The sequence below is a fragment of the Pseudomonas sp. LBUM1657 genome (genome assembly GCF_059716075.1).
The window spans coordinates 1,976,753-1,999,514 of the sequence record NZ_CP166799.1; the positions used below are offsets into that span (position 1 = coordinate 1,976,753).

Genomic DNA, 22,762 nt, shown 5'->3' on the forward strand with positions numbered 1-22,762 from the left:
CCCATGACCGCCGCCAAAAACCGCATTCTAGAACTGCGCGCTGAGCTGGATCAGCACAACTATCGCTACCACGTGCTGGACGAGCCGAGCATACCGGACGCCGAATACGATCGGCTGTTCCATGAGCTCAAGGCCCTCGAAGCGGCCAATCCCGACCTGATCACCAGCGACTCGCCAACCCAGCGCGTCGGCAGCGCGGCGCTGTCGGCGTTCACCCAGGTGCGTCACGAAGTGCCGATGCTCAGCCTCGGCAATGCCTTTGAAGAAACCGACATGCGCGAGTTCGATCGTCGGGTGACTGAAGGGCTGGACCTGCCGGTCGGTGACTTGTTCGGTGGCGGCGCGGCAGTGGAATACAGCTGCGAACCCAAACTCGATGGCCTGGCGGTCAGCCTGTTGTATCAGGACGGCGTGCTGGTGCGCGGCGCGACACGCGGCGACGGCACCACTGGCGAAGACATCAGCGTCAACGTGCGCACCGTGCGCAACATTCCGCTCAAACTACATGGCACCGGCTGGCCGGCGACCCTGGAAGTGCGCGGCGAAGTGTTCATGTCCAAGGCCGGTTTCGAGCGACTGAACGCCACGCAACTGGAGGTCGGCGGCAAGACCTTCGCCAACCCGCGCAACGCGGCAGCGGGCAGTTTGCGTCAACTGGATTCGAAGATCACCGCCAACCGTCCGCTGGAATTCTGCTGCTACGGCATCGGCCAGATTTCGGCGGATATCGCTGATACGCACATCGGCAATCTCAAGCAGTTGCAGGGCTGGGGCATGCCGATCAGCCGCGAACTGAAGCTGGCCCATGGCATCGATGAGTGCCTGGATTACTACCGCGATATCGGCGAGCGCCGCAACGCGCTGCCCTATGAAATCGACGGCGTGGTGTTCAAGGTCAACAGCATCGCCTCCCAGCGTGAACTGGGCTTCCGCGCTCGCGAACCGCGTTGGGCGATTGCCCACAAATTCCCGGCCATGGAAGAACTCACCGAACTGCTCGACGTGGAATTCCAGGTCGGTCGCACGGGCGCTGTAACGCCCGTGGCGCGCTTGAAACCGGTCAAGGTGGCCGGTGTCACCGTGGCCAACGCGACGTTGCACAACATGGACGAAGTGGCGCGTCTGGGTTTGATGATCGGCGACACCGTGATCATCCGTCGCGCCGGCGATGTGATTCCGCAAGTGGTGCAAGTGGTCGCCGAGCGTCGCCCGGACAATGCCCGGCCGGTGCAGATTCCCGAGAAATGCCCGGTGTGCGGCTCCCATGTCGAACGCACGCAACTGGTCAAGCGCAGCAAGGGTCGCGAGACCGTCAGCGAAGGCGCGGTGTATCGCTGCGTCGGTCGACTGGCCTGCGGTGCGCAACTCAAGCAGGCGATCATTCACTTCGTCTCCCGTCGCGCCATGGACATCGAGGGTCTGGGCGAGAAGAGCGTCGAGCAATTGGTGGACGAAGGACTGGTGAGCTCGCCGGCCGATCTGTACGCGCTGACGTTCGAGCAGATCGTCGATCTCGAAGGCTTCGCCGAGCTGTCGAGCAAGAACCTGCTCAGTGCCATCAAAGACAGCCAGAAACCGAGCCTGGCGCGCTTCATCTACGCCCTCGGGATTCCCGATGTCGGCGAAGAGACGGCCAAGGTGCTGGCGCGCTCCCTGGGTTCGCTGGAGCGGGTTCAGCGGGCGTTGCCGCAAGTGCTCACGTACTTGCCGGATGTCGGTCTGGAAGTGGCGCACGAGATTCACAGCTTCTTCGAAGACACGCATAACCAGCAGGTGATCGCTGACCTGCTCAAGCATGGGATGCAGATTCAGGATCAGGGCGAACTGGGCGCCGAGTTTGCTGCCAGCACCACGCTGGGCGGTTTCCTCGACAAGCTGCACATTCCGTCGGTGGGGCCGGGCGGGGCGCAGAAGCTCGCTGACAAGTTTGGCTCGCTGGAAGGGGTCATGAGCGCCGACTGGCTGGACATGCGCCAGGCGCTGCCGGAGAAGCAGGCTAATTCGGTTCGGGAGTTCTTTGCGGTAGTTGAAAATCGCCAGGTTGCTGAAGCCGCCGAAAAGCAGTTGCTCGATTTCGGCATGCACTGGCAGAGCGAGAAGAAAGTCGTCGAAGGCTTGCCGCTGGCCGGGCAGACCTGGGTGCTGACCGGTTCGCTCGAATTGATGAGCCGCGATGTGGCCAAGGACAAGCTCGAAAGCCTCGGCGCCAAGGTGGCCGGGTCGGTGTCGGCCAAGACCCATTGCGTGGTCGCGGGGCCGGGCGCGGGTTCGAAATTGACCAAGGCGAATGAGCTGGGGTTGAAGGTGCTGGATGAAGAAGCGTTTGTCGGGTTTTTGAGCAAACACAACATAACGGTGTAACGCCGTTCGCGAGCAAGCCCGCTCCCACATTTAACCCGGTTCTCCCGAAGGAATGCGGGCGAATGTGGGAGCGGGCTTGCTCGCGAAGGCAATATTCGCCGTTGCGCAAAAAGCGGGAACGATCGATACCTATCCATGATCTAGTCTTGGCAAGCCCCAGGGAGAGATCGCCATGTACCGCTTCTTCGAACAGCTCAGCACACGCATCGCCGCGCCCTTCATCGGCGAGAGCTCGCGTAACAGCAAGGTCTGGCAGTGCCGGTGCGGGCAGTCGCTGTTCTTTCGCAACAGCCAGTGCCTCGCCTGCTCGGCGGTATTGGGCTATCAGCCAGAGCAGAGTCGCTTGTCGTCGCTGCAGCCTGGCCCGCATGCGGATACCTGGGTTCTCGATGCCGATCCCGACGCGGGTGTTTTTCGCCGCTGCGCCAATCTCGATTCCCCGGCCGCGTGCAATTGGTTGCTGCCCGCCAATGATCACGATGCGTTGTGCATCGCATGCAGCCTGAATCACACCATCCCCGACCTGTCGATTGCCGAAAACCACGAGCGCTGGCGCCAGGTTGAAACGGCCAAGCGGCGTCTGGTCGCACAGTTGGTCAGCCTGGGTTTGCAGGTGATTCCAAAAACCGTGAATGAAGAGACCGGCCTGGCCTTCGACTTTATCGGTGTCGACCTCGAAGGCAATCTGCCAACCACCGGTCATGCCAACGGCCTGATCACCCTCGATATCAAAGAAGCTGACGACGCCCATCGCGAGCAGGTCCGGGTGCAAATGCATGAACCTTATCGCACGCTGCTCGGGCATTTTCGTCATGAGGTGGGGCATTACTACTGGGATCGGCTGATCGCCAACAGCAAATGGCTGGAACCGTTTCGCGGCCTGTTTGGTGACGAGCGTGCCAGCTATGCCGATGCCCTTGACCGCCACTACCAACAAGGCGCGCCGTTGGACTGGCAGCAACATTTCGTCAGCGCCTACGCGACCATGCATCCCTGGGAGGACTGGGCCGAAACCTGGGCTCACTACCTGCACATGATGGACGCAGTGGATACGGCGTTGGGGTTTGGCATGAGCGCGCGGGAAATGGACTTCGACTATCAGCCGTTTCCGTCCAGCACGCTCTACGATCCACAGCATCCTGGCGGTGCGGCGTTCCTGTCGTTCGTCAATGCATGGATCGAACTGGCCGGCATGCTCAATGAGCTGTCGCGCAGCATGGGGCAGCCGGACTTCTATCCGTTTGTCCTGCCGCCGTCAGTGATCGCCAAGTTGCATTTCATCCACCTGGTGATCCAGCAGGAGGGCGGCAGGGCGGATGAGGTGGTGCAGGACCTGTAGGACTGCGGTGTTTAAGGGGCTGTGCATGTCCTTGACCTGATTCATATTTTTTAATCGGCCTCGACGGTTGTAACTTCGTCTCAGATAGGTACAATGGCGCGGCTCGCCGTCAGGTGAGCGTCGTTATGGTGATCCCATCGGTCCCCCCGCAACGATTACCCGTGAACCTGGTCAGATCCGGAAGGAAGCAGCCACAGCGGGAACATTGTGTGCCGGGGTGTGGCTGGTGGGGTTGCCTCCATAACGCACCGCGAATCCTCTTTCGCGTTATCTATTCAAAAAATACTGTCTTGTTGTTTCGCAATGGATCTTGTCCATGGCGGTGTTTTGTCGTTTCCGATTATGAGAGCGACACAAAAAAGGAGGCCGATCTGTCACACCAGGTCGGCCTCCTTTTTTTATTCTTGCTTAAGGCGCTTGGCTGAGACGGATCAACCGCAGCAATCAACTTTGCGGTAGCATCTGACGCTTGGATCCAGGTTTAAAATTTTTTCGGTACCACCGCTAGCAACACTGAGCGCGACTCATGGATGAGAAATACCGCAGGGCTGTGGATGCCGCAGCGATTTTTTCCGAGACCGACCTGAGCGGCCGGATCACCTATGTCAACGATCAATTTTGCGCCGTGTCCGGCTATAGCCGCGAAGAACTGCTCGGGCAGAATCATCGTCTCCTCAATTCTGGCCAGCACACCGCTGATTTCTTCGCCGGCATGTGGCGCACTATTGCGCTGGGCAGTGTCTGGAAAGGCGAGATCTGCAATCGCGCCAAGGATGGCAGCCTGTATTGGGTCGAAAGCACCATGGTACCGGTGCTCGATGACGCGACCGGGCGAATTGACCGTTACCTGTCGATTCGTTTCGACATCAGCGAAAAGCGCCAGCTGCTGCATTCCTTGCAATGGCGGGTAGGGCATGACGTCCTGACCGGTTTGCCCAATCGCGCGTTTCTCTCCGATCTGCTGGATCAGGCGCTGGAATTCTCGCGGCTCGAAAACATCCCGCTCGCGGTGTGCATGCTCGACCTCGATGGTTTCAAGGCAGTCAACGATGGCTACGGACATGCCAGTGGTGATCTGTTGCTGGTGGAGGTGGCCGAGCGGTTACGCAACATTGTGCGCGGCGAAGATGTGGTGGCGCGGCTGGCCGGTGACGAGTTCGTCCTGGTCCTGCGTTATGTGCGCGATCTGCCGGAATTGCACGGGGCGTTGAGCCGGGTGTTGGGGGCGATTTCGGCCCCCTATTCGGTGCGTGGAAAAGATCTCAATGTATTTGCCAGCATCGGCGTCACCTTGTTTCCCCATGACAACGAAGATGCCGAAACCCTGCTGCGTCATGCCGATCAGGCCATGTACGTGGCCAAGCAGAGCGGGCGTAATCGCTTTCATTTGTTCGACGTTTCCAGGGATCAGGAGGTCAAGGCCACTCATCAAACGGTCGAGCGAGTGCGCCAGGCGCTGCTCCTGGGTGAATTGCGTCTGCATTTCCAGCCCAAGGTGAACATGCGTCGTGGCGAAGTCGTCGGTTTCGAGGCGTTGTTGCGCTGGGAGCATCCGCAAAACGGCACCGTGCCCGCGCGGGAGTTTTTGCCGGCGGTAGAGGAGACGGACCTGATCATCGACATCGGTGAATGGGTGATGGATCAGGTCCTGTCACAGCTGCACCATTGGCAACTAGCAGGGAAGAACTGGCCAGTCAGCATCAATATCGCGGCGCGGCATTTTCAGCGGGCGGATTTCGTCGACCGGCTGAGCCAGGTGCTCGCTCGACATGCTCAGGTTGCGCCGCGGCTGCTGGACCTGGAAATTGTCGAGTCGGTGGCCATCGAGAACATTCAGCATGTCAGTGCCTGTTTGCAGGCCTGTCGGGCGCTGGGGGTGCAGTTCTCATTGGGCGACTTTGGCACCGGTCATTCCTCTCTGAGCTACCTCAAGCGTTTGCAAACTCAAACCATCAAGATCGATAAGTCCTTTGTTCGCGACATTCTTCATGATCGCGATGACCTGGCCCTGACCACGGCGGTGATCGGCCTGGCCCGCGCGTTTGGTCGGCAGGTGATCGCCGAAGGACTGGAAAGCATCGAGCACGGTGAGCTGTTGTTGCAGCTGGGCTGTGAGATCGCCCAGGGCTATTTCATTGCCCGTCCAATGCCGCCTGGCGAGGTGCCAGGCTGGGTCGAAGGTTTTGTGGCACCGCTGCAATGGCAGGTGCTGGATCAGACAGCCTGAGTATCGCCGGTCCGGCAAATGAAGATCGAAATGTGGGAGCGGGTTTACGGTGTGCCCAGCTCGCCGCCGACATAGAGCCGGATGATGTCATCGATCTCACCGGACATTTTCATTCGCAGCAACGTGCGCAGAATGCGCTGCACGGGCACCTTGGGGTCGTTGCGCACGTAGCAGCCGACACTGTGTTCCTGCAGCACCGCCACGCCTTGCAGTTGCCGTTCGGGCAACAGGCGCTGATTGAACCAGTCCAGGGTCCATTGATTGCTGACGGCATAGCGATAGCGGCCAGCCAGGAGTTTTTCCAGCACTTGTTCCTGATTGCGTGCGTCTTCGCGGTGCAACCGGTTGGCGTCGAACAGCGGTTGCAGGGTCGGGTAGCTGTAGCCCAGGACGGTGCCGATGGATTGTCGCGACAAATTCACCGGAAGAACCGAGGTCAGCGGGTCATGCCGGCTGATCAATACGTCGGGCTGCGTCCAGAGCGGAATGCTCCAGATGTAGTCTCCGGACTGATTCGGATGCCAGGATTGCGCCGCATAGCAGCGGATATCGACCTCGCCGTGTTCCATGGCGCTTTGCACTCGCGCCCGAGGCAACACGTGAAATTCGGCCGGTGCGCCGACCTGGGTGGCGAGGCTGACCATGACGTCATGCAGGATGCCCTGGGTAGGGCGGCCGCGTTCCAGCTGCACCATCGGCATCGCCCAACTGTCAGGCACCACGAAGCGCAGGGGTGCCTCGGCGGCAGCGACGTCCAGGCTGATCCACAACAATGCCCCCAAAGCCAACCGCATAAATGCTCCGGTACTGAAAAAAACCGAGCCGATAAAAGCCCCCCAACGGCCATCTTAGCCAGATTAGACGAGCGCACTGGATGCAATTTTGGCCTTGCTCCGCTAGCATTAGCCGCTTCTGTTCCTTAGTTGCGACGGTTTTCGATGAGTTATCAGGTTCTTGCACGTAAATGGCGTCCGCGCTCGTTCCGCGAAATGGTCGGCCAGACCCATGTGCTCAAGGCTCTGATCAATGCCTTGGACAGTCAGCGGTTGCACCACGCCTATCTGTTTACCGGTACCCGCGGGGTCGGCAAGACCACCATCGCGCGGATCATCGCCAAATGCCTGAACTGTGAAACAGGTATCACTTCGACCCCTTGTGGCGAATGCTCGGTGTGCCGCGAAATCGATGAGGGTCGTTTCGTCGACCTGATCGAGATCGACGCCGCGAGCCGGACCAAGGTCGAGGATACCCGCGAACTGCTCGACAACGTGCAGTACGCCCCGAGCCGCGGGCGCTTCAAGGTCTACCTGATCGACGAAGTGCACATGCTTTCCAGCCATTCCTTCAATGCGCTGTTGAAAACCCTCGAAGAGCCGCCGCCCTACGTCAAGTTCATCCTGGCCACCACCGATCCGCAGAAGCTTCCTGCAACGATTCTGTCGCGGTGCCTGCAGTTTTCCCTGAAAAACATGACGCCTGAGCGGGTGGTCGAGCATCTGACCCACGTGCTGGGTGTCGAGAACGTGCCGTTCGAAGATGATGCGCTGTGGCTGCTGGGCCGCGCCGCCGACGGTTCGATGCGCGACGCCATGAGCCTGACCGACCAGGCGATCGCCTTCGGTGAAGGCAAGGTCATGGCCGCCGGCGTGCGGGCGATGCTCGGCACGCTCGATCACGGTCAGGTCTACGACGTGCTGCATGCACTGATCGAAGGCGACGCCAAGGCGTTGCTCGAAGCCGTCCGTCATCTGGCCGAACAAGGGCCGGACTGGAATGGCGTGCTGTCGGAAATTCTTAATGTGCTGCACCGGGTCGCCATTGCCCAAGCCTTGCCGGAAGGTGTCGACAACGGTCACGGCGACCGCGATCGGGTGCTGGCGCTGGCCCAGGCCTTGCCGGCCGAAGACGTGCAGTTCTACTACCAGATGGGCCTGATCGGCCGTCGCGACTTGCCGCTGGCGCCCGACCCCCGTGGTGGCTTCGAAATGGTCTTGCTGCGAATGCTCGCATTCCGACCGGCGGACACCGCGGACGCACCGAGGCAACCGCTAAAGCCAGTGGGGATCAGCCAGGCCACAGTTGATTCCGCAAATTCAGTGGCTGCCGCGCCGAGTGTTGCGCCGGTAGTCGCTGCGGCAGTTGCACCCGTCGTACCTGCGCCAGTCGTTGCTCCGGTGGCTGTTCCCGCGCCTGAGCCGGTTGCGCCCGTTGTCGTGCCTGAGCCAGTCGTTGAGCCTGTAGCGGTCGCAGAGATCGTCGATCTGCCGTGGAATGACCCGGTCGAGCCCGAAGTCGTCCAGCAGCCCGCCGTTGAGCCGGTGTTGGAAACCAGCAGCGAACAACCCGATCTGCCACCGATGCCGTTACCCACGCCGGACAGCGTGGTGCCGGATGCGCCAGAGTGGGCTGCCGCGCCGATCCCGGAACCGTCCGTGACCGAAGTCGATGCCGCCACCCCGGGCGTGGACCAGGACGACGAACCGCCGCTGGACGAGGACTACATCGAGCCGGACATGGATTCGGCCTACAGCTACCTCGACGAACTGGCCAGCGAACACACCGCCGAGCCTGTGCCGGAACCCGAGCCTGAACCGGCCGCCATGCCGGCCACCGGGCTGGCACTGCAATGGCTGGAACTGTTCCCGAAACTGCCAGTGTCCGGCATGACCGGCAGCATCGCCGCCAACTGCACGCTGATCGCCGTCGATGGCGACAACTGGCTGTTGCACCTGGACCCGGCCCACAGCGCCTTGTTCAACGCGACTCAACAGCGCCGCCTCAACGATGCGCTGAATCAGTTTCACGGGCGTACGCTGAGCCTGAGCATCGAGCTGATCAAGCCCGAGCAGGAAACCCCGGCCCAGGCGGCTTCTCGCCGGCGTGTCGACCGTCAGCGCGAGGCGGAGGAATCGATCCATGGTGATCCGTTCATCCAGCAAATGATGCAACAGTTCGGTGCAGTCATCCGTAACGATACTATTGAACCTGTCGACGCCTTGGTCAGTCAGGGCTAATAACTGAAGGCGTTCGGCCGAACGGGCCGGGCGTTGTTTTTATCCAAGTACTTTGAGGTGATTACCATGATGAAAGGTGGCATGGCCGGCCTGATGAAGCAGGCGCAGCAGATGCAGGAAAAAATGGCCAAGATGCAGGAAGAACTGGCCAACGCCGAAGTCACCGGTAAGGCCGGTGGCGATATGGTCACCGTGGTGATGACCGGTCGTCATGACGTCAAGCGTGTGACCATCGACCCAAGCCTGGTCGAAGGCCTGAGCGAAGACGACAAAGAGATGCTGGAGGCTGTATTCGCCGCCGCCGTCAACGATGCCGTGCGCAAGATCGAAGCCAACAGCCAGGACAAGATGTCCGGCATGACCGCTGGTATGCAACTGCCACCGGGCATGAAACTGCCATTCTGATTCGCTAAAGCACGTCGGATGGGCTACAAAAAAATGCCAGGCATAGCGCCTGGCATTTTTGTTTCTGGCTGTTGGAGATGTGGAGCCTGTGATGCCGCCTTCGCGAGCAAGCCCGCTCCCACATTGGATTTGTGAACACTGGAGATCCAATGTGGGAGTGGGCTTGCTCGCGAAGAAGTCGACCCGGTTCCCCGGAAGAAACATCGAACGCCATACCGCCACAAAGGTCTGCTCCCCTATACCGGCAAATTCACCGATCAAAGGAGACGCTCACATGCCACAAGCATTGACCCTCAACCAACGTATCGTCCTGGCGTCACGCCCGGTAGGCGCGCCGACGCCGGAGAATTTTCGCCTGGAGCGGGAAGCGCTGCCGGACCTGGCCGACGGTCAGGTGTTGCTCAAGACCCTTTATCTGTCGCTGGACCCCTACATGCGTGGACGCATGAGTGATGCGCCGTCCTACGCTGCGCCAGTGGAAATCGGCGAGGTAATGACCGGTGGTGCTGTCAGTCGGGTCGAGCGCTCGCTGAGCCCGAAATTCCATGAAGGTGATCTGGTGGTGGGCGTCACCGGTTGGCAAAGCCATAGCATCAGCGACGGTCGCAACATCATTCCGGTGCCGAAGGGGTTGGCGAGCCCGTCGATGGCGTTGGGCGTGCTGGGCATGCCAGGCATGACCGCGTACATGGGCCTGATGGACATCGGCCAGCCAAAGGCTGGTGAAACCCTGGTGGTCGCAGCTGCATCCGGCGCGGTGGGTTCGGTGGTCGGTCAGGTGGCGAAGATCAAGGGGCTGCGCGTAGTCGGTGTGGCCGGTGGTGCGGAGAAATGCCGTTATGTGGTTGAAGAACTCGGCTTCGATGCCTGTCTCGACCACAAGAGCCCGAACTTCGCCGATGAATTGGCCAGGACGTGCTCCGAAGGCATCGATATTTACTTCGAAAACGTCGGTGGCAAGGTGTTCGACGCGGTGCTGCCACTGCTCAAGCCCAAGGCGCGGATTCCGCTCTGTGGCCTGATCGCTTCCTACAACGCCCACGAAGCACCGACCGGCCCGGATCGCCTGCCGCAACTGCAGCGCACGCTGCTGACCAAGCGTGTGCGCATCCAGGGGTTCATCGTGTTCGACGACTACGGTGACCGTCAGCCGGAATTCGTCAGTGCCATGGCGCCGTGGGTGCGTGAAGGCAAGGTGAAATTCCGCGAAGACGTGGTCGATGGCCTGGAGAACGCACCCGAGGCATTCATCGGTCTGCTGGAAGGACGCAACTTCGGCAAACTGGTCGTGCGGGTCGCGCAGGACTGAGTAATTGACGCTAAACAGAGGCGCGGGTATAAACCGCGTCTCGTTGTTTTGTCGGACTTTTCCCCATGAGCTTCAGCCCTTTGATTCGCCAACTGATCGACGCCCTGCGAACTTTGCCGGGTGTGGGTCAGAAAACCGCCCAGCGCATGGCGTTGCAGTTGCTCGAACGTGATCGCAGCGGCGGCTCGCGCCTGGCCTTGGCATTGAGCCAGGCCATGGAAGGGGTCGGGCACTGCCGGTTGTGCCGCACGCTGACCGAAGACGACCTCTGCCCGCAATGCGCCGACACCCGTCGCGACGACACCTTGCTCTGCGTGGTGGAAGGGCCGATGGATGTCTATGCGGTGGAACAGACCGGTTTTCGCGGTCGCTACTTCGTGCTCAAGGGCCATCTGTCGCCTCTCGACGGGCTCGGGCCAGAAGCCATCGGCATTCCGCAACTGCTGGCGCGAATTGAAGAGGCGGGCACGTTCACGGAAGTCATCCTCGCCACCAACCCGACGGTGGAAGGTGAAGCCACGGCGCACTACATTGCTCAGTTGCTCAGCAATAAAGGCCTGATTGCCTCGCGCATCGCCCATGGCGTGCCGTTGGGGGGCGAGCTGGAGCTGGTGGATGGCGGGACGTTGGCGCATTCGTTTGCGGGGCGTAAGCCGATTACCTTGTAGCGTCTGAACTGTCGCCTTCGCGAGCAAGCCCGCTTCCACATTGGATCGCGTTCTCCTGTGGGAGCGGGCTTGCTCGCGAAGGGCGCACCTCGGTCCCTCAGATTCACACAATCCCCTTGAAAACCAAGCAAGCGCTCGGTTAACTTCGCTGAACCTTCAGTGGAGCTCGCCGATGCCTGCCTTTCAGGAATACTTCGATCCCAGCCACCAATTGGTCCGCGACAGCGTCAGACGTTTCGTCGAGCGCGAGATTCTTCCGGACATCGACCAGTGGGAAGAAGCGGAAAGCTTTCCCCGTGAGCTCTACCTCAAGGCCGGTGCGGCGGGGATTCTGGGGATCGGTTATCCAGAAGCTCTGGGAGGCAGCCACGAAGGTGACCTGTTCGCCAAGATCGCCGCCAGCGAAGAACTGATGCGTTGCGGCTCCGGTGGTCTGGTGGCAGGGCTCGGCTCGCTGGACATCGGTCTGCCGCCGATTCTCAAGTGGGCCAGGCCGCCAGTGCGCGACCGCGTGGTGCCTCAGGTGCTGGCTGGCGAGAAGATCAGCGCCCTGGCCGTGACCGAGCCCAGCGGCGGCTCCGACGTTGCCAACCTGCAAACCCACGCCGTGCGTGACGGTGATTTCTACCGGGTCAGCGGCAGCAAAACTTTTATTACCAGTGGCGTTCGCGCGGACTTCTACACCGTTGCGGTGCGTACCGGCGCGCCGGGTTTCGGCGGTATCAGCCTGCTGTTGATCGAAAAGGGCACGCCGGGTTTCACGGTCGGCCGTCAGCTGAAGAAAATGGGCTGGTGGGCGTCGGACACCGCCGAGTTGTTCTTCGACGATTGCCGGGTGCCTGTAGGAAATCTGATCGGTGCCGAGAACATGGGCTTCGCCTGCATCATGGGCAACTTCCAGAGTGAACGCCTGGCCCTGGCGCTAATGGCCAACATGACCGCGCAACTGGCCCTGGAAGAGAGCCTGAAATGGGCTCGTCAGCGCGAAGCCTTTGGCAAACCTATCGGCAAGTTTCAGGTGCTCAAGCACCGCCTCGCTGAAATGGCCACGGCGCTGGAGGTGTCACGGGAATTCACCTATCGCCAGGCAGCGAAAATGGCGGCGGGGCAGAGTGTGATCAAGGAGATTTCCATGGCCAAGAATTTTGCCACTGACACGGCGGACCGGATCACCACGGATGCCGTGCAGATCCTGGGTGGCCTCGGTTATATGCGCGAGAGCCTGGTGGAACGGCTGTACCGGGATAACCGGATTCTGTCGATCGGCGGTGGTACGCGGGAAGTGATGAACGAAATCATCAGTAAGCAGATGGGGCTTTAGTCGGTGGTGTGGCGGCTGACGCTTCGCGGGCAAGCCCGCTCCCACAGGGGATCATCGGTAGACACAAATCGTGAGTACGATAAAGATCACTGTGGGAGCGGGCTTGCCCGCGAAGGCGTCCGTGCAGGCGCCGCTTACTTATCGCTCAACGCAAATTGGGTCAGGCAAAAAGTAGGAATCCCCATGTCTTCCAACCGCTGCGATCCACCCAACTCCGGCAGATCAATGATCGCCGCCGCTTCATGTACCCGCGCGCCCATCCGCCGAATCAGGTTCGCCGCCGCAATCAGCGTACCGCCGGTGGCGATCAGGTCATCGAACATCACCACCGAATCGCCGTCGCACAGGCTGTCGGCATGGACTTCAAGAAAGGCTTCGCCGTACTCGGTCGCATAACCTTCGGCCAGCACGTCGGCCGGCAGTTTGCCTTGCTTGCGGAACAGCACCAGCGGCTTGTTCAGCTGATAAGCGAGTACCGAACCGATCAGGAACCCACGGGCGTCCATCGCGCCGATGTGGGTGAAGTCGGCCTCGACATAACGGTGGGCGAAGCTGTCCATCACCAGGCGCAGGGCCGTGGGCGACTGGAACAACGGGGTGATGTCGCGAAAGATCACGCCTGGCTTGGGGAAATCGATCACGGGGCGGATCAGGGATTTGATGTCGAAGGAGTCGAAGACCATCGTCGAGGTGTCCTGGCAGGCTGCAAACGTCGCAGTATAACGGCGGCTGAACTGTTTCGCTCAGCCGCAACCGGCATCGTCAGCCTTCGATTGAACCGCCGGCCAGGGCGCAGAGCTGGATCGGGTCGAGGATGTGGATTTCCTTGCCTTCGGCGGCGATCAGCTGGTTTTGCTGGAAACGCGTGAACACCCGGGACACGGTTTCCACCGCCAGGCCCAGATAATTGCCGATTTCGTTACGCGACATACTCAGGCGGAACTGGTTGGCCGAAAAACCCCGGGCGCGGAAGCGTGCCGAGAGGTTGACCAGGAAGGTGGCGATGCGCTCGTCGGCGGTTTTCTTCGACAACAGCAGCATCATTTGTTGATCGTCGCGAATTTCGCGGCTCATCACGCGCATCAACTGACGGCGCAGTTGCGGCAGTTGCACGGCCAGTTCGTCGAGTCGTTCGAATGGAATCTCGCACACCGACGTGGTTTCCAGGGCTTGCGCCGAGACGGGATGCTTTTCGGTGTCCATGCCCGACAGGCCGACCAATTCGCTCGGCAGGTGGAAGCCGGTGAGCTGCTCTTCGCCGCCATCGCTCAGGCTGAAGGTCTTCAGGGCGCCAGAGCGAACTGCATAAACGGAATCGAAGGTGTCGCCCTGGCGGAACAGGAATTCGCCTTTTTTCAACGGGCGGCCACGTTTGACGATTTCGTCCAGCGCATCCATGTCTTCCAGATTCAGAGAAAGTGGCAAGCAGAGGGGAGCCAGGCTGCAATCCTTGCAATGGGCCTGGCTATGAGCGCGCAGTTTTACTGGCTCGGACATTTCTTAAATCCTTGTGGGAAAAAACACACATAAGACGTAAGGGTAACCCACGGGAGGACATTCAGGCCAGCGTGTGGCGAATTTGCCACACGGCCTTAAATCACCCGCGAAAACCGCTGGCGATTCTGTTGTTCCAGATACGCATCGAACACCATGCACACTGAGCGCACCAACAAGCGTCCGGCGGGCAGTACGGTGATTTTGTCGTTGTCCAGTTCGATCAGTCCGTCCCGGGCCATGCCCTGCAGTTGCGGCCAGAGTTCGCCGAAGTAGCCCCGGAAATCGATGTTGAAGGCTTGTTCGATTTGCGCGAACTCCAGGCTGAAATGGCAAATCAGTTGCTGAATGATCGCGCGCCGCAGACGGTCATCGGCGTTGCACAACAGGCCGCGATTGGTCGCCAGTTGCGCGCAAGCCAGGGCGTTCTGGTACTGATTCAGATCGCTGCTGTTCTGGCAGTACAAGTCGCCGATCTGGCTGATGGCCGACACGCCCAGGCCAATCAAATCGCAATGACCATGGGTGGTGTAGCCCTGGAAGTTGCGTTGCAGGGTCGATTCTTCCTGGGCAATCGCCAGTTCATCGTCGGGCAGCGCGAAGTGGTCCATGCCGATGTAGCGGTAACCGGCTGCGGTCAGTTGCTCGATGGTGCCCTGGAGCATTTCCAGTTTCTGCGCCGGGGTCGGCAGTTCGTCGCTGTTGATCCGTCGTTGCGGCATGAAGCGTTCTGGAAGGTGCGCGTAGTTGAATACCGACAGCCGGTCCGGCTGCAGGCTGATGACTTCATTGACCGTACGGGCGAAGTTCTCAGGTGTCTGTCTTGGTAAGCCATAGATCAGATCAATGTTGATCGAACGAAACTGCAGCGTGCGGGCCGCGTCGATCACCGCGCGGGTTTCTTCCAGGCTTTGCAGGCGGTTGACCGCTCGTTGCACGGCCGGGTCAAGGTCTTGCAAGCCGATGCTGACCCGGTTGAAGCCCAGTTCACGGAGTAGGCCCATGGTCGACCAGTCGGCTTCGCGGGGATCGATTTCGATGCCGTAGTCGCCGGAATCGTCGTCCAGCAAATTGAAGCTTTTGCGCAACCGGGCCATCAATTGGCGCAGTTCGTCGTGACTGAGAAAAGTCGGCGTGCCGCCACCGAAGTGCAATTGCTCGACTTTCTGTGCCGGGTCGAGGTGGCAGGCGATCAGCTGGATTTCCTGTTCCAGGCGCTGCAAATAGGGCAGCGCGCGGCCGCGGTCCTTGGTAATGACTTTGTTGCAGGCGCAGTAGTAGCAAATGTTCGCGCAGAACGGTACGTGCACGTACAGCGACAACGGGCGCAGGGCCTTGCGGCTTTCGCGCAGCGCGTGGAACAGGTCGAAGGTGCCGACATGCCCGTCGAATTGCACGGCAGTCGGATATGAGGTGTAGCGCGGGCCCGCCAGATCATAACGGCGGATCAGATCGGTGTCCCAACGAATGGCGTCGAGCATCATGCGGGCATTCCCCCGGATAGGCTGGCAGTGTCAGCGAGTCTAGGGGGCGCGGCGTAGGGGCATCTTGATTTGCATCAACGGGTCGAGATTTGTGTTGTTGGTGCGGGCCTCTTCGCGAGCAAGCCCGCTCCCACACCGGATTTGCAGTGTTTACAAAACCTGTGGGAGCGGGCTTGCTCGCGAAGGGCGCACCGCCGATCTAATGCCCCATGAGCCAATGCTGATGCGGCCCCGGCAAGGTCCAGATGCCAAACATAATCACCAGCAAACCGCCGGTCATGCGCACGCTGCGTTTGCGCAACAACGCCGTGACCCGCTCAGCCGCCAGGCCCGTGGCCAGCAGCACCGGCCAGGTGCCGAGCCCGAAGGCGAGCATCAACAATCCACTGTCCAGCGCATTGCCCTGGCTCGCCGACCACAGCAAGGTGCTGTAAACCAGCCCGCACGGCAGCCAGCCCCAGAGCGCGCCCAGCAGTAATGCGCGGGGCAGGCTCGATACCGGCAGCAGTTTGTTGGCAACTGGCTGGATATGCCGCCACAGGCCGCGACCGAGGCTTTCGATGCGGGTCAGGCCGCTCCACCAGCCAGCCAGGTACAGCCCCATCGCGACCAGCAACAGTCCAGCAATGATCCGCATGAACATCGCCGCCGGGCTGTTGGCCACTGCCCAGCCCGCCAGGCCGATTAACACACCGGCAGCGGCATAGCTGAGAATTCGCCCCAGGTTGTAGGCCAGCAACAGTCGAAAGCGTCGGCTGCGTTGCTCCTTGGGAATCGCCAGGGTCAACGCGCCCATCAAACCGCCGCACATACCCAGGCAATGCCCGCCACCGAGCAGGCCGAGAATCACCGCAGACACCAACAGTGGCGCCAACTCAAACATGTGGGGGCGCCTTGTCGTCCGGCTTGGCCGGATGGCCGCTGGCTTCGTCGACCGCTGCCTTGTGATTCGGGTCCTGGTCGTCGAACAGGATGCTGTGGGCCGGGCCGTCGAGGTCGTCGTACTGACCGCTGTCGACCGCCCAGAAGAAAATGTAGATAGCGATGGCCACGATCAGCAGCGCGGCCGGGATCATCACGTAGAGAGCTGGCATCGGTGGACTCCATGCCCGCGCGGCTCAGGCCGGCAGCGGGCGGGTTTCTGGCGTGGCGCTGGCGGCAGGCGCGCTCGGCATGCGAGTCAGGCGCAGGGCGTTCAGCACCACGGTCAACGAACTGATGGACATGCCGACCGCGGCCCATACCGGTGTGATCCAGCCGAGGGCGGCGAACGGCAACATGAGGCCATTGTACAGCCCGGCCCACAGCAGATTCTCGATGATTACCCGACGGGTGCGCCGAGCGAGGCTGAAGGCTTGTACCAACGCATCGAGGCGGTTCGACAGCAGCACAGCGTCGGCACTGGTTTTCGCCAGATCCGTGGCTGAACCCATGGCCACGCTGATGTCGGCGGCGGCCAGCACCGGCACATCGTTGACCCCGTCACCGAGCATCAATACTTTGCGACCTTCCTTGTGTAGCTGTTGCAGGACCTGCAATTTATCGTCGGGACGTAGGCCGCCACGGGCTTCGTCGATGCCCAATTCAAACGCGACGCTGGCGACCATCGGCGAGCTGTCGCCGGACAGCAACAGCGTGCGCCAGCCCCGGGCTTTGCAGGCCGCGAGCAGGGCCGGTGCGTCGGCGCGCAAGCGGTCGTCGAGGACGAACCAGGCCAGCGGTCCCTGGCGGTCACCGAGCAGCAGCCATTGGCCGGCTTCATTCGGCATCACCGGCACCGCCGCGCCACTGAGCTCGCAGACAAACCCCGGTTGGCCGATACGCAGGCGTTGTTCACCGACCAAGCCTTCGAGGCCAAGACCCGGTGTGCTGTGGACTTCTTCGGCGGCCAGGGGCGCGCGGCCAAACGCGCGGGCAATCGGATGTTCGGAACGGTTTTCCAATGCGGCGGCGAGACTCAGGCATTGATCGCTATCGAGCGCACCGAGGGGGCGGATCGACCGCAGCGCCAGGCGACCTTCTGTGAGCGTGCCGGTCTTGTCGAAAATCACGGTGTCGATCTGGTTCAAACCTTCGAGCACATGGCCGCGAGTCAGCAGCAAACCCAGTTTGTGCAAGGTGCCGGTGGCGGCGGTGAGGGCGGTCGGCGTGGCCAGGGACAAAGCGCACGGGCAGGTCGCGACCAGCATCGCCAGGACAATCCAGAAGGCGCGCGACGAATCCAGTTCCCACCAGAGCAGGCCGATGCACGCGGCGGCGATCAGCGACAGCAGCAGGAACCATTGCGCGGCGCGGTCGGCGATTTCTGCCAGTCGTGGTTTTTCTGCCTGGGCACGGTCCAGCAGGCGGACGATGGCGGACAGTCGGGTGTCTTGACCCAGGGCCATGACCTCGACGGTCAACGCGCCTTCGACGTTCAGGGTGCCGGCGGTGACGGCATCCCCCAGCGTTCTGGGTTGCGGCAGGTATTCGCCAGTCAGCAGGGACTCATCGATGCTCGACTGGCCATCGAGGATCTTGCCGTCAGCCGGCAGGATCGCGCCGGGATGCACCAGCACTTGATCGCCTACGCGCAGTTCGCTCAGCAGAATCCGCTCGCTTTGGCCGTCGCTACTCAGGCGCAGACACGAGGCGGGCAACAGATTGACCAGTTGCGCGGTGGCGGCGGCAGTGCGTTCCCGGGCGCGACGTTCCAGATAACGCCCAGCCAGCAGAAAGAGTGCAAACATCCCGACGGCATCGAAATACAACTCGCCGACCCCGGTGATCGACGTCCAGATCCCGGCGATGTAGGCACTGCCGATGGCCAGCGATACCGACACATCCATGGTCAGGTGCCGGGTGCGCAAGTCGCGCATGGCGCCCTTGAAGAAGGGGGCGCAGCTGTAGAACACGATAGGCGTGGTGAGGAACAGCGCGACCCAGCGCAGGATGGTGTGCAGTTCGGGGCTGAGGTCGATGTTGAATTCCGGCCAGGTGGCCATGGTTGCCATCATCGCCTGGAACCACAGCAGCCCGGCGACGCCGAGTTGGCGCAGGGCCAGGCGGTTTTCGCTGGCCAATTGTTCACTGGCGCGGTCCGCCTGATAAGGGTGTGCGGCGTAACCGATGTGGCGTAGCTCGCTCAGTACCTGGCTCAACGGCAATTGCGCATCGGCCCAGCGGACGTGCAGGCGATGGTTGGACAGGTTCAGTCGCGCTTCGGCCACCGCCGGCAACCCGCGCAAGTGTTTCTCGATCAGCCAGCCGCAGGCGGCGCAACTGATGCCTTCCATCAACAGGGTGGTTTCGGCGAGTTCACCTTCGTGACGGACAAAGGGTGCCTGCACGTCAGCGCGATCATAGAGCGCCAGCTCATCCACCAACTGCACCGGCAAGGCTTCGGGGTTGGCCGATGCTTCACTGCGATGCTGGTAATAGCCTTCCAGCCCACCGGCGACAATCGCCTCGGCCACCGCCTGGCAACCCGGGCAGCAGAACTCGCGGGTTTCCCCGAGGACGGCAGCGGTGAAGCGGCTGCCGGCCGGGACGGGCAGGGCGCAGTGGTAGCAGGGGGTTGGCGTGGTCATCGGATATTCACTAATGCCGCTGAATCTCTGTCGTCAGGTAGGGCCTCTTCGCGAGCAAGCCCGCTCCCACATTTGATCGGTGTCGTGCACAACTTTGTGTACGAGGAGATCCACTGTGGGAGCGGGCTTGCTCGCGAATGCGCGAAGCGCAGCGTTTATTTCTTCAGGTCTTCCGCACCTTGCAGCGGTTCGTCACCCAGCAGCAGATCCTTGTCATGGCTGACCTCTTCTTCCTCGAACATGCGCCACGTTTTCCCGTCCTGCACCCCCAGCAATTCGACAAAGCGGCGGCCATCGACTTTGTCGTTCACCTGGCCGATGTAGCGGCCTTGCTCGGTCCCGCTGCGGGCGAGGGTGATCTTGCGATCCTTCTCCGGTTGGGTCGGCGAGATCAGGTTCAGCTCAAGGGTTTGTGGCTGGCTGTTGCCGTTCAGGCGCAGGTCGACTTCGCCGGTCACGCCATCCAGATGCACGCTGGCGCGCAGCAGCAGGGTCTGCGCCAGCAGCTCACGGTCGAGGGAGCGGTTGATGCCTTTGCCGGCCTCGTAATAGTTGTCGTTGACCAGGTTGTCCGGGTTTTTCACCGCGATGGTCACCATGGACAAGGTCAGGGTCACCGAACAGGCCAGGATGGCGATGATGATCCACGGCCAAAGGTGCTTGTACCAGGGACTTGCGGCATTTGCTGCGGGCATGATCACTTCTCTCAACGAATTTGTGGGCCGATGAATCGGCTCTTGGCTTCAACGTGGATGCTGTCGTCATCGGCATCCTTGAGGATGAATTTCACCTCGTTGGTGCTCGATGGCAGTTTTTCCGGTGCGACGGACAACTCGACCGGCTGGCTCATGATCTCTCCGGCGGCGACCTTGATTTCGCGCCTGCCTTGCAACTTGAGGTCCGGCAGGCCGGTGGCATCCAGTACGTAGGTGTGGTCGCGCTGGTCCTTGTTCATGATCTTCAGGCTGTAGACGTTTTCGATCCGGCCTTCGGCGTTCTCGCGGTACAGCACGCGGTCCTTGCTGACGTCGAAGCCCACCAGGGAACGCATGAAGAACGCGGCCGCCAGCAACGCCATCATCGCCAGCAACACCACGGCATAGCCGATCAGGCGCGGGCGCAGTTTATTGGTTTTTTGCCCGGACAGGTTGTGCTCGGTGGTGTAGCTGATCAGACCGCGCGGGTAATCCATCTTGTCCATGATGCTGTCGCAGGCGTCGATGCACGCGGCGCAACCGATGCATTCGATTTGCAGGCCGTCGCGGATATCGATACCGGTTGGGCACACCTGGACACACATGGTGCAGTCAATGCAGTCGCCCAGACCCATGGCCTTGTAGTCGACGCCTTTCTTGCGCGGGCCGCGGGATTCACCACGGCGCGGATCGTAGGAAACGATCATCGTGTCCTTGTCGAACATAACGCTTTGGAAGCGCGCGTACGGGCACATGTAAATGCACACCTGCTCACGCAGCCAGCCGGCGTTGCCGTAGGTGGCGAGGGTGAAGAAACCGACCCAGAAATACGACCAGCCATCGGCTTCGCCAGTGAAGAAATCGAGGGTCAGTTCGCGGATCGGCGAGAAGTAACCGACAAAAGTCAGGCCGGTCACCAGGCCGATCAACAACCACATCGTGTGTTTGCTTAACTTGCGCGCGAATTTGTTGGCGCTCATGGGCGCTTTGTCGAGCTTGATGCGCTGGTTGCGGTCGCCTTCGGTGACCTTCTCGCACCACATGAAAATCCAGGTCCAGACGCTTTGCGGGCAGGTATAGCCGCACCAGACCCGACCGGCGTACACGGTAATGAAGAACAGGCCGAAGGCGCTGACGATCAGAATCCCCGAGAGCAGGATGAAGTCCTGAGGCCAGAAGGTCGCACCGAAGATAAAGAATTTACGTTCCGGCAGGTTCCACCAGACGGCCTGATGACCACCCCAGTTCAGCCAGACCGTACCGAAATACAGCAGGAACAGCGCGGCCCCGCCCATCATTCGCAGATTGCGGAACAAGCCGGTGAAGGCGCGGGTGTAGATCTTTTCCCGAGAGGCGTAGAGGTCGACGCTGTTATTCGCGTTCTTGGTGGGTGGAGTGACGTCGTGTACCGGAATCTGGTTGCTCATCATTGCATCCCACGGCAGTGGAAAAATGCCTCGGTCAGTACGTGCCGACCGCGGTCAAAAAGAGGTGTTGCAGTGGCGCAATGATACGCCTGTCGCTCTAGCCCAAGGGTGCGACCTTTGGTCGCGTTGGGGAAAAATCACGAATGGTGTAGCAGATGTAACAAAACGTGATGCAGGTCAATTGACTTTTGAGTATAGCCGCTCGGTCAGTACTCGTTAGAGGCTGTTCATTTTTTGATCTCAACTAACGAAGTGTCGGACATATATTCTGTTGATCTATAAGTTCCATTGAATTGTGAATTGCCAGAGCTCAATGTATTTTGCGTTTTTAACGCAATGGCCGCTAATAACGGCTGATCAATATCAATGGAAATGGAATTCAATGAAATTATCAATGGATAAATGGCTGGCGTGCTACGCCTTGATTTTGGTTAATTGTTTGGGTGCAACTGTTGTTTTTGCTGAAACTCCGCAGCACTTGGTGTTTGCCTCTGATTCACAGTATCCCTGGAGTGATCTGACCGATAAAGGTGTGCCAGATCCCAATAAGGAAGCTCGATCAAAAGAGTTGATTGAATTGCAGTATTCCGATATTGCGAGCTTCAGACGTCTTAACGGCGGAGCGTCCCGTATACCTGTAATGATTAATGGAGATATCACGGCGTTCGGCCATGGTAATGAGCGTTCGTACATGAGGAGTGTTTTCGAGAACAAGTTGCTAGGGCTCTATGACTACGGCTTGGGTAATCATGATTACGCCAATAACGTAGATGATTGCTTCTGGAATAATTGTGCGGCCGGAAGTATCAATGACCTCAAGGCGCGTTATTGGGGGAAGGGCGTGTCCATGGATCTGGCGGCAAGAAGTGCAGGTCTTGAGACGATGTATTACGGCAGCCTAGCCTACTCAAAGGGTTTTGGTGATGTGCATGTTGTTCAATTGAATAATGAGCCGACTTACACCACTAGTTTTACTTCGGGTAATCCGATTGCTCGAACGTCCTTTGAAATTACGGATGCGCTGGACTGGCTTGAGCGCGATCTGAAAAGCGCGAGAGCACAGGGCAAGATTATTATTCTCAATATGCACAAGGTTTATGACTGGGCAGGCAGTGATGCGCAGATTTCCCGGTTTAAACAGATGATTAGCCATTACAAGGTGACGGCTGTCTTTGGCGGGCATGATCACCGGGGGGTAGGGATGCATATCTATGCCAGAAAATGGGAGCTATTTGGCAGTGTGCCGGTATTCATGAGCGGGTCTGCTTCTCAGCAAACCTATCTGATTGCCAGTTTCACCGAAGATCGACAGTCTCTGAGGGTCAGCGCCGTATACAACAGTAACTGGCCCAGCCGTGAAGTCGTGAGGGTCATTCCTGTCTTGAAGTAAGCGGGTTGAGGCTGGAATAAAAACGGCCCCGCACATTCACATGGGCGGGGCCGTTTTCA

18 protein-coding genes and 1 other RNA gene are annotated in these 22,762 nt (G+C 60.2%); 10 read left to right on the top strand and 9 right to left on the bottom strand.

Going from position 1 to position 22,762, the window contains the following annotated elements; translation table 11 throughout:
- The first annotated feature begins 3 nt into the window (after positions 1-3).
- From ligA to ACA055_RS09050, 4 genes are all read left to right on the top strand, one after another.
- Positions 4-2,361 (top strand): NAD-dependent DNA ligase LigA, encoded by a 2,358-nt coding sequence (gene ligA, locus ACA055_RS09035; protein WP_497683309.1) that lies wholly within the window; start codon positions 4-6, stop codon positions 2,359-2,361.
- A 172-nt stretch (positions 2,362-2,533) separates the two neighbouring features.
- A complete protein-coding gene (locus tag ACA055_RS09040) occupies positions 2,534-3,700 on the top strand; it encodes a zinc-binding metallopeptidase family protein (RefSeq protein ID WP_497683310.1) in 1,167 nt (388 codons plus the stop codon).
- A 135-nt stretch (positions 3,701-3,835) separates the two neighbouring features.
- Positions 3,836-3,932, top strand: an RNA gene (gene ffs, locus ACA055_RS09045) — signal recognition particle sRNA small type.
- A gap of 294 nt (positions 3,933-4,226) precedes the next feature.
- On the top strand, positions 4,227-5,927 hold the full coding sequence (locus tag ACA055_RS09050; protein ID WP_497683311.1) for a putative bifunctional diguanylate cyclase/phosphodiesterase: 1,701 nt from the start codon (positions 4,227-4,229) through the stop codon (positions 5,925-5,927).
- 44 nt (positions 5,928-5,971) lie between these two features.
- On the opposite strand, the gene ACA055_RS09055 is transcribed toward ACA055_RS09050, so the two are convergent.
- Positions 5,972-6,721: a substrate-binding periplasmic protein gene (locus ACA055_RS09055; RefSeq protein ID WP_497683312.1), complete on the bottom strand. Its 750-nt coding sequence runs from the start codon at positions 6,719-6,721 to the stop codon at positions 5,972-5,974.
- A 144-nt stretch (positions 6,722-6,865) separates the two neighbouring features.
- On the opposite strand from ACA055_RS09055, the gene dnaX reads away from it, so the two are divergent.
- The 5 genes from dnaX to ACA055_RS09080 all read left to right on the top strand — a co-directional run bounded on the left by dnaX (position 6,866) and on the right by ACA055_RS09080 (position 12,644).
- On the top strand, positions 6,866-8,941 hold the full coding sequence (gene dnaX, locus ACA055_RS09060; protein ID WP_497683313.1) for a DNA polymerase III subunit gamma/tau: 2,076 nt from the start codon (positions 6,866-6,868) through the stop codon (positions 8,939-8,941).
- A 66-nt stretch (positions 8,942-9,007) separates the two neighbouring features.
- Positions 9,008-9,346: a YbaB/EbfC family nucleoid-associated protein gene (locus ACA055_RS09065; RefSeq protein WP_008028561.1), complete on the top strand. Its 339-nt coding sequence runs from the start codon at positions 9,008-9,010 to the stop codon at positions 9,344-9,346.
- A 274-nt stretch (positions 9,347-9,620) separates the two neighbouring features.
- Positions 9,621-10,655, top strand: coding sequence for an NADPH-dependent curcumin/dihydrocurcumin reductase (curA, locus tag ACA055_RS09070; protein WP_497683314.1), 1,035 nt, complete (start codon positions 9,621-9,623; stop codon positions 10,653-10,655).
- Between the two features lie 65 nt (positions 10,656-10,720).
- Positions 10,721-11,323, top strand: coding sequence for a recombination mediator RecR (gene recR, locus ACA055_RS09075; protein WP_497683315.1), 603 nt, complete (start codon positions 10,721-10,723; stop codon positions 11,321-11,323).
- A gap of 172 nt (positions 11,324-11,495) precedes the next feature.
- The gene (locus ACA055_RS09080; RefSeq protein WP_497683316.1) at positions 11,496-12,644 is read left to right on the top strand and encodes an acyl-CoA dehydrogenase family protein; all 1,149 of its coding nucleotides are present in this window, start codon (positions 11,496-11,498) and stop codon (positions 12,642-12,644) included.
- Positions 12,645-12,778: 134 nt separating this feature from the next.
- Here the strand turns inward: ACA055_RS09080 and ACA055_RS09085 are convergent, their stop codons facing one another.
- From ACA055_RS09085 to ccoG, 8 genes are all read right to left on the bottom strand, one after another.
- A complete protein-coding gene (locus tag ACA055_RS09085) occupies positions 12,779-13,327 on the bottom strand; it encodes an adenine phosphoribosyltransferase (protein ID WP_497683317.1) in 549 nt (182 codons plus the stop codon).
- Positions 13,328-13,406: 79 nt separating this feature from the next.
- The gene (gene fnr / locus ACA055_RS09090; protein ID WP_497683318.1) at positions 13,407-14,141 is read right to left on the bottom strand and encodes a fumarate/nitrate reduction transcriptional regulator Fnr; all 735 of its coding nucleotides are present in this window, start codon (positions 14,139-14,141) and stop codon (positions 13,407-13,409) included.
- Positions 14,142-14,236: 95 nt separating this feature from the next.
- Entirely contained in the window at positions 14,237-15,619 is a 1,383-nt protein-coding gene (hemN, locus tag ACA055_RS09095; RefSeq protein WP_497684377.1) for an oxygen-independent coproporphyrinogen III oxidase, read from the bottom strand.
- A gap of 202 nt (positions 15,620-15,821) precedes the next feature.
- Complete coding sequence (locus tag ACA055_RS09100) at positions 15,822-16,505, bottom strand: sulfite exporter TauE/SafE family protein (RefSeq protein ID WP_497683319.1); 684 nt, start codon at positions 16,503-16,505, stop codon at positions 15,822-15,824.
- Positions 16,498-16,716, bottom strand: a complete 219-nt coding sequence (gene ccoS / locus ACA055_RS09105) for a cbb3-type cytochrome oxidase assembly protein CcoS (RefSeq protein ID WP_123360015.1) — start codon at positions 16,714-16,716, stop codon at positions 16,498-16,500. Before ccoS ends, ACA055_RS09100 begins: the two co-directional genes overlap by 8 nt.
- Before the next feature lie 24 nt (positions 16,717-16,740).
- Positions 16,741-19,191: a heavy metal translocating P-type ATPase gene (locus ACA055_RS09110; protein WP_497683320.1), complete on the bottom strand. Its 2,451-nt coding sequence runs from the start codon at positions 19,189-19,191 to the stop codon at positions 16,741-16,743.
- 155 nt (positions 19,192-19,346) lie between these two features.
- A complete protein-coding gene (locus tag ACA055_RS09115; protein WP_497683321.1) occupies positions 19,347-19,886 on the bottom strand; it encodes a FixH family protein in 540 nt (179 codons plus the stop codon).
- 11 nt (positions 19,887-19,897) lie between these two features.
- Complete coding sequence (ccoG, locus tag ACA055_RS09120; protein WP_497683322.1) at positions 19,898-21,313, bottom strand: cytochrome c oxidase accessory protein CcoG; 1,416 nt, start codon at positions 21,311-21,313, stop codon at positions 19,898-19,900.
- Between the two features lie 394 nt (positions 21,314-21,707).
- On the opposite strand from ccoG, the gene ACA055_RS09125 reads away from it, so the two are divergent.
- Entirely contained in the window at positions 21,708-22,703 is a 996-nt protein-coding gene (locus ACA055_RS09125) for a metallophosphoesterase family protein (RefSeq protein WP_497683323.1), read from the top strand.
- The last annotated feature ends 59 nt before the right edge of the window (positions 22,704-22,762 follow it).

What these genes read in the sequence shown, in the direction of transcription:
- ligA (WP_497683309.1), top strand. Translation starts at nt 4, where the DNA reads ATGACCGCCGCCAAAAACCGCATTCTAGAACTGCGCGCTGAGCTGGAT.
- ACA055_RS09040 (WP_497683310.1), top strand. Translation starts at nt 2,534, where the DNA reads ATGTACCGCTTCTTCGAACAGCTCAGCACACGCATCGCCGCGCCCTTC.
- ACA055_RS09050 (WP_497683311.1), top strand. Translation starts at nt 4,227, where the DNA reads ATGGATGAGAAATACCGCAGGGCTGTGGATGCCGCAGCGATTTTTTCC.
- ACA055_RS09055 (WP_497683312.1), bottom strand. Translation starts at nt 6,721, where the DNA reads ATGCGGTTGGCTTTGGGGGCATTGTTGTGGATCAGCCTGGACGTCGCT.
- dnaX (WP_497683313.1), top strand. Translation starts at nt 6,866, where the DNA reads ATGAGTTATCAGGTTCTTGCACGTAAATGGCGTCCGCGCTCGTTCCGC.
- ACA055_RS09065 (WP_008028561.1), top strand. Translation starts at nt 9,008, where the DNA reads ATGATGAAAGGTGGCATGGCCGGCCTGATGAAGCAGGCGCAGCAGATG.
- curA (WP_497683314.1), top strand. Translation starts at nt 9,621, where the DNA reads ATGCCACAAGCATTGACCCTCAACCAACGTATCGTCCTGGCGTCACGC.
- recR (WP_497683315.1), top strand. Translation starts at nt 10,721, where the DNA reads ATGAGCTTCAGCCCTTTGATTCGCCAACTGATCGACGCCCTGCGAACT.
- ACA055_RS09080 (WP_497683316.1), top strand. Translation starts at nt 11,496, where the DNA reads ATGCCTGCCTTTCAGGAATACTTCGATCCCAGCCACCAATTGGTCCGC.
- ACA055_RS09085 (WP_497683317.1), bottom strand. Translation starts at nt 13,327, where the DNA reads ATGGTCTTCGACTCCTTCGACATCAAATCCCTGATCCGCCCCGTGATC.
- fnr (WP_497683318.1), bottom strand. Translation starts at nt 14,141, where the DNA reads ATGTCCGAGCCAGTAAAACTGCGCGCTCATAGCCAGGCCCATTGCAAG.
- hemN (WP_497684377.1), bottom strand. Translation starts at nt 15,619, where the DNA reads ATGCTCGACGCCATTCGTTGGGACACCGATCTGATCCGCCGTTATGAT.
- ACA055_RS09100 (WP_497683319.1), bottom strand. Translation starts at nt 16,505, where the DNA reads ATGTTTGAGTTGGCGCCACTGTTGGTGTCTGCGGTGATTCTCGGCCTG.
- ccoS (WP_123360015.1), bottom strand. Translation starts at nt 16,716, where the DNA reads ATGCCAGCTCTCTACGTGATGATCCCGGCCGCGCTGCTGATCGTGGCC.
- ACA055_RS09110 (WP_497683320.1), bottom strand. Translation starts at nt 19,191, where the DNA reads ATGACCACGCCAACCCCCTGCTACCACTGCGCCCTGCCCGTCCCGGCC.
- ACA055_RS09115 (WP_497683321.1), bottom strand. Translation starts at nt 19,886, where the DNA reads ATGCCCGCAGCAAATGCCGCAAGTCCCTGGTACAAGCACCTTTGGCCG.
- ccoG (WP_497683322.1), bottom strand. Translation starts at nt 21,313, where the DNA reads ATGAGCAACCAGATTCCGGTACACGACGTCACTCCACCCACCAAGAAC.
- ACA055_RS09125 (WP_497683323.1), top strand. Translation starts at nt 21,708, where the DNA reads ATGGATAAATGGCTGGCGTGCTACGCCTTGATTTTGGTTAATTGTTTG.